The 13,525-nt window shown below is 63.0% G+C and carries 9 protein-coding genes; 6 read left to right on the plus strand and 3 right to left on the minus strand.

Going from position 1 to position 13,525, the window contains the following annotated elements:
* Window positions 1–233 precede the first annotated feature (233 nt).
* Window positions 234–1,517 (minus strand): imelysin family protein, encoded by a 1,284-nt coding sequence (locus AC0CMF_RS19260; protein WP_123195219.1) that lies wholly within the window; start codon window positions 1,515–1,517, stop codon window positions 234–236.
* 334 nt (window positions 1,518–1,851) lie between these two features.
* On the opposite strand from AC0CMF_RS19260, the gene AC0CMF_RS19265 reads away from it, so the two are divergent.
* Together AC0CMF_RS19265 and AC0CMF_RS19270 are read left to right on the plus strand one after the other, a co-directional pair.
* Window positions 1,852–2,325 carry a tellurite resistance TerB family protein gene (locus tag AC0CMF_RS19265; RefSeq protein ID WP_050472331.1) on the plus strand — a complete coding sequence of 158 codons (474 nt, stop codon included), beginning with the start codon at window positions 1,852–1,854 and terminating at the stop codon, window positions 2,323–2,325.
* A gap of 81 nt (window positions 2,326–2,406) precedes the next feature.
* Window positions 2,407–3,123: a glutamine amidotransferase gene (locus AC0CMF_RS19270; protein WP_374630204.1), complete on the plus strand. Its 717-nt coding sequence runs from the start codon at window positions 2,407–2,409 to the stop codon at window positions 3,121–3,123.
* Window positions 3,124–3,127: 4 nt separating this feature from the next.
* Here AC0CMF_RS19270 and AC0CMF_RS19275 read toward each other — a convergent pair whose 3' ends face one another.
* Both AC0CMF_RS19275 and pyc read right to left on the minus strand, forming a co-directional pair.
* Window positions 3,128–3,889, minus strand: coding sequence for a TSUP family transporter (locus tag AC0CMF_RS19275; protein WP_374630203.1), 762 nt, complete (start codon window positions 3,887–3,889; stop codon window positions 3,128–3,130).
* 194 nt (window positions 3,890–4,083) lie between these two features.
* On the minus strand, window positions 4,084–7,527 hold the full coding sequence (gene pyc / locus AC0CMF_RS19280) for a pyruvate carboxylase (protein WP_374630202.1): 3,444 nt from the start codon (window positions 7,525–7,527) through the stop codon (window positions 4,084–4,086).
* Window positions 7,528–8,222: 695 nt separating this feature from the next.
* Here pyc and AC0CMF_RS19285 point away from each other — a divergent pair.
* The 4 genes from AC0CMF_RS19285 to AC0CMF_RS19300 all read left to right on the plus strand — a co-directional run bounded on the left by AC0CMF_RS19285 (window position 8,223) and on the right by AC0CMF_RS19300 (window position 13,284).
* Entirely contained in the window at window positions 8,223–11,279 is a 3,057-nt protein-coding gene (locus AC0CMF_RS19285) for a helicase-related protein (protein WP_374630201.1), read from the plus strand.
* 56 nt (window positions 11,280–11,335) lie between these two features.
* Window positions 11,336–11,704, plus strand: a complete 369-nt coding sequence (locus AC0CMF_RS19290; RefSeq protein ID WP_374630208.1) for an RNA-binding S4 domain-containing protein — start codon at window positions 11,336–11,338, stop codon at window positions 11,702–11,704.
* A gap of 198 nt (window positions 11,705–11,902) precedes the next feature.
* The gene (fdxA, locus tag AC0CMF_RS19295; RefSeq protein WP_122522183.1) at window positions 11,903–12,241 is read left to right on the plus strand and encodes a ferredoxin FdxA; all 339 of its coding nucleotides are present in this window, start codon (window positions 11,903–11,905) and stop codon (window positions 12,239–12,241) included.
* A gap of 470 nt (window positions 12,242–12,711) precedes the next feature.
* On the plus strand, window positions 12,712–13,284 hold the full coding sequence (locus AC0CMF_RS19300; RefSeq protein WP_050472324.1) for a CarD family transcriptional regulator: 573 nt from the start codon (window positions 12,712–12,714) through the stop codon (window positions 13,282–13,284).
* Window positions 13,285–13,525: the final 241 nt, after the last annotated feature.

Genomic DNA, 13,525 nt, shown 5'->3' on the forward strand with positions numbered 1-13,525 from the left:
AGTCCCCTCCCCGTCTCTTAAACCGTCAGCCCTTCCATCGTCCCGGACGCAGCGAAGCGGAGATCCGGAACCGGTGAGCCAAGGTCTTTCGGCTCTCATTTCTTGAACCAGTCAGGCACCCCGGCTCACCGGTCCCGGATCGCGCGGGGCGCGTCCGGGATGACGATGGAGAAGCCTTGCAAGCCCCGGAAAGGGGAAAACTCCCCATCCCCGTTGTCGCGTCCAGTCCGTCCTTACTGGAACACGGCGCCCGGATTATCCAGACTGTCGGAGCCCTCGAAGGCGATCGATTCAAGGCCCAGCACCGCAACGGCACGCTCGATGGACCGGGTCTGGTCAATGAGAGTGTCAATGGCAGCCTGCACCACGGCATTGCCTTCGGCGTTGCCCTCGCCGATCATCTGGTCATAGGCTTCGACCGTTTCGGCACGGGTTTTCAGCGTGTCGAAGGCGGCCAGGGACGCGTCGAGCTTGCCCTTCAGTTCTTCCGCCGCGGCCTTGTCCTTTTCCGCCACCAGATCCGCCAGCGACGGGCCGGAGACCTTGGTGCCATCAAGGCGGGTGTAGGTGCCGAAATAGACATTCCGGATGCCGACCACGTCATAGTAATGCGACATGTGGGTGTTGTCGGAGAAGCAGTCATGCTCCTCTTCCGGATCGTGCAGCATGAGGCCAAGCTTCATGCGCTCGCCGGCCAGTTCGCCGTAGGAGAGAGAGCCCATGCCGGTGAAGATGGTGGCAAGACCGCCCGCTTCGCCCTTGGCCGCAAGCTCCTCGCGCGCCGCACCACCCGGAGCCCAGGCAGCCGCCATTTCTTCCAGGTCCGTGATCAGCAGATCCGTCGCGGCCTGGAGATACTGGATACGCCGGTCGCAATTGCCGCCGGTGCAATTGGCCGGATCAAAATCCGTAGCCGGACGGTTGCCCGCGCCCGGACCCGTGCCGTTGAGATCCTGCCCCCAGAGCAGAAACTCGATGGCGTGATAGCCGGTCGCCACATTGGCCTCGATGCCTCCAGCCTCCTGAAGCTTTTCCGACAGGAGCTCCGGCGTGATCACCGTGGCGTCGAGTTCTTCACCATTCAGCTGCAGCTTCGGATTGGCAATGACATTGGCCACATAAAGCGGGTTCTCTTCGGAACTGTCGCCATAGGACACGTCCACATAGTCGATCAGGCCCTCATCCAGCGGCCAGGCGTTCACCCGCCCCTCCCAGTCATCGACAATGGCATTGCCGAAACGGTAAGCCTCCGTCTGCTGATACGGGCTGCGGGCGGCAATCCAGGCCTTGCGGGCGGCAGCCAGCGTTTCGTCGTTGGGCTTGGCAATCAGCGCATCGATGGCAACCTTCAGCGCCTTGGCAGAGGTGACGGAATCCGCATAGGCCGCAGCCGCGACATCCTGATAGGTGGCCAGAACATCAGCCGGCTTCACATCCGCCGCATGAGCGGAAATGGTGGCGGGAAGAGCCATCATCGCAGTGGCTGCAAACAGAATGGCTTTGAACGAACGGGTCATGGGGCAATCTCCCTGGGCATCGGACGGCCCCAGCGCCGCCCGGCGACTGCCCGGCAGAAATGTCCCGGATCTGGCGGAAGAGGGGCACGCGCCTGCGGCAGGTCTCGGCGGACAAGACAATTCCTGAAGGTTTGTGTCAAGTTACAAAACAGCGCAGGCAGCGGTGCAAACGGACAACACCTCACGCGCTTGTGGCCAAAAGTCAGGTTTTCGGGTGGTTTTTCCGCCACGTTCTCACCTATATCTCAGGGAAGATACGGATATCCGGTGGCAAGAACCCAGAACCGCTGCGGCTAACGGGTCCTGCGCTCAAGACTTCAGGACGGATGATTTTATGCTCGATGCTTTCAAGCGCTTCATCAAGGACGTCACCTTTGGCGACAGCGACAATCTGACTTTCGCCGAAGATGATCACCGGCTGGCCGTCGCCGCTCTGCTCGTCCATGTCATCAGTGTGGATGGCGAAGTCGATGACGTGGAGAAGACCAAGCTCACCTCGATCCTGAAGACCCATTATTCCCTGAGCGACAGCGAAACGGCCGAGCTTGTGGCCCTTGCCACGGACAAGGACAACGAAGCTGTCGACATGTATGGCTTCACCTCCGTCCTGAAGCGCAAGCTGGAGGAAGAGGAACGCCAGAAGATCATCGAGCTGATGTGGCAGCTTGTCTATGCGGACGGCCGCGTGCACGAGTTCGAGGACAACACCATCTGGCGTGTCTCGGAATTGCTTGGCGTCTCCTCGCGTGACCGGATTGCCCTGCGCCAGAAAGTTGCCCGCGAACAGGGGCAGCCGGACACGGAGTGAGCCGGCAACTGCCTGATTTCAGGGCGCATTGCTCTGGATTAGCGCTCGACGCCGGGCCAGTTGCAACGTTATCGTGACACCATGAATCCTGATCCTGCTTCCCCGCACCGGCCGCGCATCCTGATCGTCCTGCATCAGGAAACCTCGTCGCCCGGCCGTGTAGGGCAGGAACTGGTGAGACGCGGCTTTGCACTGGACATCCGCCGCCCGCGCTTCGGCGACACGCTGCCCCACACGATGGAGCATCACGCCGGCGCCGTCATCTTCGGCGGGCCGATGAGCGCCAATGATCCGGAAGCCTTCGTCCACCGCGAGATCGACTGGATCGGCGTGCCTCTCGCAGAGCAGAAGCCCTTTCTTGGCATTTGCCTTGGCGCGCAGATGATGGTGAAGCACCTGGGCGGCAAGGTTGGCGCCCATCCGCAGGACCTGGTCGAGATCGGCTACTATCCGCTGCACCCGACAGAAACCGGCAAATCGCTGATGCACTGGCCATCCAAGGTGTACCAATGGCACCGGGAGGGCTTCGACCTGCCGCGCGGGGCCGATCTTCTGGCATCGGGCGACACCTATCCCAATCAGGCGATCCGTGTTGGCCCCGCCGCCTATGGCATTCAGTTCCACCCGGAACTCACCCACGCCATGATGGTGCGCTGGACCACCAAGGGCGCTCCCCGCATGTCCCTGCCCGGCGCGCAAGGCCGCCAGGACCATTTCGCCGGCCGCTACGTCTTCGACCAGGCCTTGCGCAAATGGCTGGACGACTTCCTCGACATCTGGATCGGGCGGGCTGGGTAAAACCTCACCACGGCCAGACGCTGATGAGCACGCGGAGGCTCATGGCAAAGCATACGATGACAGTGACCGGGCGAATGATCCTTGCCCCGCCCCGGAAAGCGAAATGGGCGCCGAGATAGGCACCGGCCATCTGCCCCAGCACCATGACGCCGCCTGCCACCCAGGCGATCTGGCCGAAGAGAATGAAATAGAACAACGCGCCCAGATTACTGGTCAGGTTGAACAGCTTGGCATGCGCGGTGGCATTGCGGATGGTCATGCCGCGCAGCAGCACCAGAGACGTGGAGCTGAAAGACCCGGTGCCCGGCCCGAAGAAACCGTCATAAAAGCCAAGGGCGGGCGCGGCCGTCACCGCGTAGCGCTCTGCGCTCATGCGCGGCGCCCGCTCTTCATCAAGATTTCTGGCGAAAAACAGAAAATAGAGGCCGATCGACACCAGCAGCAGCGGAATAAACAGCACCAGCAGCTCCGCATTGATCTGCTGCAGCACCCAGCCGCCGAATATGGAGCCCAGCGATATGGCGATGATGGGCAGGATGTTTGCCCGCACCGACACCATGCCCCGGCTGATGAAATAGGTGGCTGCCGTCAGCGTGCCGGAACTGCCCTGCAGCTTGTTGGTCGCCAGCGCCGTTGCGGGCGGCAGGCCCGCCAGCAGCAGCGCCGGGATGGTGATCAGCCCGCCGCCGCCTGCAATCGCATCAATCCAGCCAGCCATGAGAGCGGCAAGAAACAAGAGGCCGAGAACCTCATAGGACAGTTCCATGGAAGAGCACCGGAAGGGGCTGGGACCCTGCCATCTCATGTAAGATGAGCAGCTCGGACCAGCATCAGGGAATGGGACGCCTGCGATGCCACGGAATATGAGGACTGGCAAGGGCGGTTTTAGGGTTGCTACAGGTTGAAGCAAAAAGGGGAGACCAAAGCCTCCCCTTGCGCATTTCCTGTCTGACGCTGCGGTCAGGCCTTGAACACCACCAGCAGGTCCTTGGCGTCGATCTGGCTGCCGGGCGTGACGAGCACTTCGGAGACCACACCGTCGCGCTCGGCATGAAGCGCGGTTTCCATCTTCATGGCTTCGATGGACAAGAGCACGTCACCGGCCTTGACCTCCTGCTCTGCCGCAATGGCAACGGTGGAGATGACGCCCGGCATCGGCGCGCCCACGTGGGTCTCGTTGCCGGCCTCGGCCTTGCGGCGGGCGGCATTGCCTGCCGCGCCATGGGCCCGGTCCGGCACCTTGATGATGCGCGGCTGGCCGTTCAGCTCGAAGAACACCTTCTTCTCGCCCTGCTCATCCGTTTCGCCCACCGCCTGACAGCGGACCACCAGCGTCTTGCCCGGCTCCAGCTCGACGAGGATTTCCTCGCCCACCTCAAGCCCGTAGAAATAGACCGGCGTCGGCAGCACCGAAGTCGGGCCATACTGGCTCTGCGCCTTGGCAAAGTCGGTGTAGACCTTCGGGTACATGAGATAGGACGCCAGATCCATGTCGCCGATCTCAAGCCCGGTCTTTTCAGCCGCTTCCTTGCGGCGGGCTTCCAGATCCTCCTGCTTCAGGAGCGAGCCGGGGCGGACGGTGATGGGCGTATCGCCCTTCAGTACCTTGGCCTGCAGCGCCTGCGGCCAGCCGGCCGGGGGCTGCCCCAGATCGCCGCGCAGCATCTGCACCACGGAATCGGGGAAGGCCACATCCTTGGACGGGTCCACCACATCGGCCACCGTCAGGCCCTGGCTGACCATCATCAGCGCCATGTCGCCGACCACCTTGGAGGACGGCGTGACCTTGACGATATCTCCGAACATCATGTTGGCATCGGCATAGGCCTGCGCCACTTCGTGCCAGCGGGTTTCAAGGCCAAGCGAGCGGGCCTGTTCCTTGAGGTTGGTGAACTGGCCGCCCGGCATCTCGTGCAGATAGACTTCGGAGGCCGGTCCCTTGAGGTCGCTTTCAAAGGCCGCATACTGGCCGCGCACCGCTTCCCAGTAGAAGGAAATGCGGCGGATGGCCTCTGCCGAAAGCCCCGGATCGCGGTCCGAGCCCTTCAGCGCCTCGACGATGGAGCCAAGGCAGGGCTGCGAGGTGTTGCCGGAGAAGGCATCCATCGCCGCATCAATGGCATCCACGCCTGCATCCACCGCAGCCAGCACCGTGGCGGCCGAAACACCAGAAGTGTCATGCGTGTGGAAGTGGATCGGAATGCCGATTTCTTCCTTCAGCGCCTTGAACAGGATACGCGCGGCCGCCGGCTTCAGCAGGCCTGCCATATCCTTGACGCCAAGAATATGCGCACCCGCCTTTTCCAGTTCCTTGGCGAGGTTGACATAGTACTTCAGGTCATACTGCGGCCTTGCACTGTCGAGCAGATCGCCCGTGTAGCACAGCGCGCCCTCGCAGAGCTTGTCCGTCTCCAGCACGGCATCGATGGAGACACGCATGTTCTCCACCCAGTTGAGGCAGTCGAACACGCGGAACAGATCAACACCGTTCTGGGCCGCCTGATGCACGAAGAAGCGCACCACATTGTCCGGATAGTTGGTGTAGCCAACGCCGTTGGAGCCGCGCAGCAGCATCTGCAGGAGAATGTTCGGCGCCTTCTGGCGGATCAGCCGCAGACGCTCCCAAGGATCTTCCGTCAGGAAGCGCATGGCGACATCGAAGGTCGCTCCGCCCCAGCATTCCAGCGACAGAAGCTGCGGCAGGCCGGTGGCGTAGGCATCGGTGATGGCGGCAATGTCGTGGGTGCGCACGCGGGTCGCCAGCAGCGACTGGTGGCCATCACGCATGGTGGTATCAGTCACCAGCACCTGCGGCTGCGCCTTCATCCAGTTGGCAAAGCCCTTCGGCCCCAGCTGTTCCAGCAGCTGGCGGGTACCATCGGGCTTCACACTGCCGAAATCCGGAACGACGGGGGCTGCCGCTTCCCGGCCGGGGCGCGGGCGCGAGCGGGTTTCCGGATGGCCGTTGACGGAGACATCGGCGATATAGGTCAGGAGCTTGGTGGCGCGGTCCTGGCGCTTCACCTGCGCAAACAGTTCCGGCGTGCTGTCAATGAAGCGCGTCGTGTAGTTGTTGGCGCGGAAGTCCGGGTGGCCGATGATGTTCTCAAGGAACACAAGATTGGTCGCCACGCCGCGGATGCGGAACTCGCGCAGGGCGCGTTCCATGCGCTTGCAGGCTTCCTCGGCGCTGGGGGCCCAGGCCGTGACCTTTTCCAGCAGCGGATCGTAGAAGCGGGTGATCACAGCGCCCGAATAGGCCGTGCCGCCATCAAGGCGGATGCCGAAGCCGGTCGCGCCGCGATAGGCGGTGATGCGGCCATAGTCGGGGATGAAATTCTGTTCCGGGTCTTCGGTGGTGATGCGGCACTGCAGCGCATGGCCGTTGAGCCGCACATCGCCCTGCACGGGAACGCCGCTCGCCTCGGTGCCGATGGCGGCCCCGCCTGCGATGCGGATCTGCGCCTTGACGATGTCGATGCCGGTCACCTGCTCGGTCACCGTATGCTCCACCTGCACGCGCGGGTTCACCTCGATGAAGTAGATGGCGCCCGTGTCCGAATCCATCAGGAACTCGACCGTGCCTGCTCCGCAGTAATTCACCGCCTGGCCGATTTTCAGGCCGTAGCCGCACAGTTCCTGCCGCTGCGCCTCGGACAGATAGGGCGCAGGCGCACGCTCCACCACCTTCTGGTGGCGGCGCTGGATGGAGCAGTCACGCTCGAACAGATGCACCAGATTGCCGTGCGAATCGCCGAGGATCTGCACTTCCACATGACGGGCGCGCTCGACCAGCTTTTCCAGATAGATCTCGTCCTTGCCGAAGGCGGCCTTGGCCTCGCGCTTGGCGGCGACCACTTCGCGCACCAGCGTGGCCTCGTCGCGGATGACGCGCATGCCGCGCCCGCCGCCGCCCCAGGAGGCCTTGAGCATCACCGGATAACCGATCCCATCCGCCTGAATCTTGATCTCCTCGATGTCATCGGGCAGCGGATCGGTGGCCGGCATGACCGGAACTCCGGCCTCGATGGCGAGATTGCGCGCCGCCACCTTGTTGCCAAGGCGGCGCATGGTCTCGGGCTGCGGGCCGATGAAGATGATGCCGTTCTGGGCGCAGGCCTCGGCAAATTCGGGGCTCTCCGACAGGAAGCCATATCCCGGATGGATGGCATCGGCGCCCGAGAGTTTGGCAACCCGGATGATCTCGTCGATGGACAGATAGGCCTCGATCGGGCCCAGGCCCTTGCCGACCTGATAGGCCTCGTCGGCCTTGAAGCGGTGCAGCGCCAGTTTGTCCTGCTCGGCAAAGATGGCGACGGTTTTCAGCCCAAGCTCATTCGCGGCACGGAACACGCGGATGGCGATTTCAGATCTGTTGGCAACGAGAATCTTACGGATGGCCAAGCCCATACCTCCCCAATATGAAAGCGCATGAGTCATACAAAGGGATGAGGGCAAAGAAAAGAGCCAACACTCTTGACCTATTCGCCTGCGCCAGCTCAACAATCAAACGCCCCATAATGGGACATATTTCTTTATTTTTGACCCGGTTCAACTGGTTGCCGGGAGCAACCAGTTACGTCCCCCTACCGCTATTTCGTGGCCCTGCCGTCTGAACACTACAAACTGTCGTACGAACAAAACAAAAACGCATAACGGACAGCGATTCGTGCATGAGTCGTTCCGCTTTGGTGCTGAAGGTTGAGATAGCGCTCGTGAAAATTGCTGATCCGGTTAACCTGATCTGCACGATTTCCTGAGCTTGACGCGATTCCGGAAAACGGCGCCCTGCCCACCTTAAATCCTTGGTCAGATTCAGGATTTCGTGGTCACCCCCTTGTCGGAAACCACATGTCGTAGGGAACAAAAACAGACTCGCGGCTTGTCTGCGATTCGATCAGCCTTTGTTCCAGACTCGTTCCTTTGCCCGGATTCGCTGCCCCGTTTCAGCCATGGCGCCGCGTTAGAACCGGGGCCGAAAATCGTGAGGGACAGGGGGAAGACCCTATGCTAGACAGCCTTCCGCACGCCCTGACCTTTGTGAGGGCCAAGACACCCGGCCGAACGAAGCACTCCGCGCGATGCCTCCGATCCAGATCATGACCTTGCCGCCGGCCGCCCGGTCCAGAACCGTTACGGCAGTGCTGGGCCCGACCAACACCGGCAAGACCCATCTCGCCATCGAGCGAATGCTGGCCCAGCCCTCCGGCCTCATCGGCCTGCCGCTGCGCCTGCTGGCGCGCGAGGTCTATGGCCGTCTGGTGGAGCGCGCAGGCGAGGCTGCGGTTGCCCTGATCACGGGCGAAGAGAAGATCGTCCCCAAGGCACCGCGCTTCTGGGTTTCGACGGTCGAGGCGATGCCGCTCGATCTCAACACCGAATTTGTCGCCATCGACGAGGTGCAGCTGGCCGCCGACATGGAGCGCGGCCACGTCTTCACCAACCGCATCCTGAACCTGCGCGGCCGCTCCGAAACGCTGCTGCTGGGCTCTGCGACCGCCCGTCCTCTGCTGGAAAAGCTCATTCCCGGCCTCAATGTGGTGACGCGGCCGCGCATGTCGGTGCTGACCTATGCAGGCTCCAAGAAGATTTCGCGCCTGCCGGCCCGTTCCGCCGTCGTCGCCTTCTCCTCCAGCGAGGTCTATGCGATTGCCGAGCTGATCCGCCGTCAGCGCGGCGGCGCGGCGGTGGTGCTGGGCTCGCTCAGCCCACGGACGCGCAACGCACAGGTGGAGCTGTTCCAGAACGGTGACGTGGATTATCTGATCGCCACCGACGCGATCGGCATGGGCCTCAATCTGGATGTGGACCACATCGCCTTTGCCGGAAACCGCAAGTTCGACGGCTATCAATACCGCAATCTCAGCCCCGCCGAGATGGGCCAGATCGCCGGGCGCGCCGGGCGCCACATGCGCGATGGCTCTTTCGGTGTGACGGGCCGTGTCGATCCCTTGTCCGATGATCTCGTGGAGATGATCGAAAGCCACCGGTTCGATGCGCTGAAAGTTTTCCAGTGGCGCAACACGCAGCTCGATTTCACGTCGATTTCCAGCCTGCGTGACACACTGGACCTGCCTCCGCGTGAAGACGGACTGGCCCGTGCGCCAGCCGCCGACGACGCGCAGGCCCTCGAATATGCCGCAAAGGATCACGGCATCCGCGACATGGCGTCCTCCCCCGCACGGGTGGCGCTGCTCTGGGATGTCTGCCAGGTGCCGGACTATCGCAAGATCGCCCCGGCTAACCACGGAGACCTGCTTATCCACCTATACACGTTGCTCGTGCGCAACGGGGTGGTCGATGAAGACTGGTTTCAGCGTCAAGTGGCTTTCGCAGACAGGGTGGATGGTGATATCGACACTCTTGCGAACCGGATTGCGCACATCCGCACCTGGACTTTCGTGGCAAACCGTGCCGAATGGCTGAAGGACCCTGTTCACTGGCAGGGCGTCACCAGAGGCATTGAAGACAGGCTGTCGGACGCCCTGCATGACCGTTTGACCCAACGGTTCGTGGACAGGCGGACAAGCGTATTGATGAGACGTTTGAGAGAGAACGCCATGTTGGAAGCGGAAATCACGCAGACTGGGGACGTCCTTGTGGAGGGCCAGCATATCGGCCGCCTGCAGGGGTTCCGGTTCGCGCCGGATGCGGTTGCGGACAGCCCGGAAGGGAAGGCCGTACGCGCAGCAGCCCAGAAGGCACTGGCCAGCGAGATCGAAGCCCGTTCCGACCGGCTGTCGCGCGCGCCCAATGAAGATTTCGTCCTGAGCACGGACGGCACCATCCGCTGGCAGGGCGAACCTGTCGCCCGTCTCACCGCCGGTGACGACGCGCTGGTGCCCGGCTTCGTGCTGCTGGCCGACGAGCACCTGACCGGCCCCGCCCGTGACCGGGTGCAGGCCCGCGTTGACCTGTGGGTCAAGGCCCATGTCGGCACGCTGCTGAAGCCGCTGATCGACCTGAAGGACGCCGAAGGGCTGGAAGGCCTTGCCCGTGGCATCGCTTACCGCATCTACGAGGCGCTGGGCATTCTTGAGCGCCAGGATGTAGCCAATGATGTGCGCCAGCTCGATCAGGACATGCGCGCCTCGCTGCGCAAGCTGGGCGTCCGCTTCGGCGCCTACAACATCTATGTCCCAGCCCTGCTGAAGCCGGCTCCGAGCCAGCTTCTGGCCCAGCTCTGGGCGCTGAAGCACGGCACGCCGGACATGCCCGGCCTCGTGGAGCTGCCGCAGCTGTCCGCCTCGGGCCGCACCTCCATCACCGTCGATCCGCAGATCGACAAGGCGCTTTACAAGGTTGTCGGCTTCCGCGTCTGCGGCCCGCGCGCCGTGCGCGTCGACATTCTGGAGCGTCTGGCAGACCTCATCCGCCCGCTGATCGCCTGGAAGCCGCTGGATGCCAGCGTCACCCCGCCCGACGGCGCCATTGCTCAGGGCGGCGGCTTTACCGTCACCGTGGCCATGACCTCGCTGCTGGGCTGCGCAGGCGATGACTTCACGGAAATCCTGAAGTCTCTGGGCTATCGCAACGAAAAGCGCGAGATCGAGCGCCCGCTGGCCGCACCTGCCGATACGGCCGCGGCCGAAGCCGTTCCGGCGGAAGCGGAGGCTGCACCGGAAGAAACCGCAGCCGAAGCTCCGGCAGAAGCTGAAGCCACCGCAGAACCGGTTGCAGCCGAGGCTGAGGCAGAGACGGCTGACGCCGGCGAAGCTGCCGCCGCCATTGCCACTGAAACCGTCACCATCGACATCTGGCGTCCGGGCCGCACCGGCGGGCGTTCGCGTCAGGGCGGTGAAGCTGGCGAGCGCCGTGGCGGAGGTGACCGCGGTGACCGCAACAAGGGCGGTCGCGGCCGTCCGCAGCAGGGTAAGCGCGGCGAAGGTGAGGGCGCTGAAGGCGGCCGCAACCGCTCCGGCGGCGAGCACCGCGGAAACCGTGACGGCAACCGCGAAGGCCGCCGTGATGACCGGCGCGACGACCGCCGCGAAGGCGGCAAGGGCGGCAAGCCGCACCATCAGGGCCAGAAGCAGGGTCAGGGCCATGCCGGCCAGCGTGACCGTGCGCCGCGTCCGGAAAAGCCGATTGATCCGAACTCGCCCTTCGCAGCCCTGCTGGCTCTGAAGGCCAACATGGAAAAAGGCAAGTCCTGAGCGCCAAAGGCACATCAGACACGGCCCCGCACGCGGGGCCGTCCGCCTCGCAGCGGATCGACAAGTGGCTCTGGTTTGCCAGGGTGACGAAATCCCGCACCCTGGCCCAGAAACTGGCCACCGGCGGTCACGTGCGCGTCAACCGCGAGAAGATCGACAGCGCCAGCAAGGCCATCCGCACCGGCGATGTCCTAACCATCACGCTGGAACGGCGGGTTGTCGTGCTGGAAGTCGCCGGTCTTGGCACCCGGCGCGGCCCCGCCCCGGAAGCACAGCTGCTCTACAAGGACCTGACCCCGCCGCCCGCCCCGCGCGCGGACGTGCCCGCTGCCCCGGCGCAGCGGGATCCCGGATCGGGCCGCCCCACCAAACGCGACCGGCGCCGCATGGACGCTTTTCACTCCGGCCTCGAGGATCCGGAGTAAGTTGATCCCCTGACAGGCAAAAGGACGCATGCGCTTTTCTTTCGCCAGTCCATTCCTGCCCTTACTGTGCTTGCCACAAAGGGGCAAAAGCGGTAGGCAACGGCCCTGAAACGGGAAGCAGGCTCTGCCGGTCCGCCGTAGCTGAGGGAGACGGCGCGAGGACCGGCTGATACCGCCAGCGCCATCAAGAGGAACGCGATGACCTACGTCGTCACTGACAACTGCATCAAGTGCAAGTACACCGACTGTGTCGAAGTCTGCCCGGTCGATTGTTTCTATGAAGGCGAGAACATGCTCGTCATCAACCCGGACGAATGCATCGACTGCGGCGTGTGCGAGCCGGAGTGCCCGGCCGAGGCCATTCTGCCGGATACCGAGCCCGGCCTCGAGAAGTGGATCGAGCTCAACGCCGAGTATGCGGCAAAATGGCCCAACATCACCGAGAAGAAGGATGCCCTTCCCGAAGCACCCGAGTTCGACGGCATCAAGAACAAGCTGGAAACGCACTTCTCGCCCAACGGTCCGGACGGCGTCTGAGCAATTGCAAGGCTTGATGCGTCAGCATCCCGCAGCCTTGGCAAAAGCGGGAAATCCTTGACCTGAAGCATGGCGGAAGCCTGCAGGTTACGATACGGAAGCAAGTTGCCAGAGCGGCCGGCATAACACCCGGTCGCTTTCTGCTTTGGTTTTTTGCGTTTTTGTGATAGGTTGTTCAAGTAGTCGTCGCAGTCTTGGTTCACCCCCTCCCCCTGGAGGTTTTTTTATGGTCGCAGTCCACCGCTGGATCGTGCGCGAGATCAAGTTTCTCCGCAGCCATGCACATGTGAAATGCGGCCCGTTTGAACCGGCGAGCACCGGCGGCTGACCACCCAAGACGTACAGACAGGTCCGGTGCTCATGCGTGAGCAGGTTCCGGTCCGGTTTGCGTTACCACAGGAACAACGGTCCGCCCCGTGGCGGCCCGGTACGGCTCATTCAGCCGTAACTGCGCAGGAGTTACGAAGCGTATGGCAACCCCCACCAAGAAGACCGCGCAGCGTCAGGGCTTCAAGACTGGCGAACATATCGTCTATCCCGCTCACGGCGTCGGCCAGATCACGGCCATCGAAGAACAGAGCGTTGCGGGTTATGCGCTGGAACTGCTGGTCATCAGCTTCGAGAAGGACAAGATGACCCTGCGTGTCCCCGTCGCCAAGATCGCCTCGGTCGGCATGCGCAAGCTGGCAGATGCCGCTGCTGTGAAGAAGGCTCTGGAAACCGTTCGCGGCCGTCCGCGCGTCAAGCGCACCATGTGGAGCCGCCGCGCCCAGGAATACGAAGCCAAGATCAACTCCGGCGACCTGCTGGCCATTTCCGAAGTCGTGCGCGATCTCTACCGCTCCGACGCCCAGCCGGAACAGTCCTATTCCGAGCGCCAGCTCTATGAAGCTGCACTGGACCGGATGGCCCGTGAAATCGCTGCCGTGAACAAGTGCTCCGAGACGGAAGCCGTCAAGCAGATCGAGCAGAACCTCGCCAAGACCCCGGCCCGCATCAAGAGCGCCGAGGAAGAAGGCGAGCAGGAAGAAGAAGCCGCCTGATCAGGCCGCATCTTTTACGATCAGGAAGGGCGTCCGGCGCAAGCCGTGCGCCCTTTTCCTTTTTTTGCCCTCACTGAGGCCATTGTCTCATACTAACTTCCGATGAGCCTGACTTATCCGGGAACCGATCAGGCCCATGCGGGGTTTGAACAGTCCCAGGGGGTGATGCGTCAGCATCTCAGATGCCTTGGTCTGATGAGACGCTGCAGCCACATTTTCGTGATGCGCCTGCGTCAGAATG

This window comes from Pannonibacter sp. CBAS1226 (assembly GCF_055685825.1).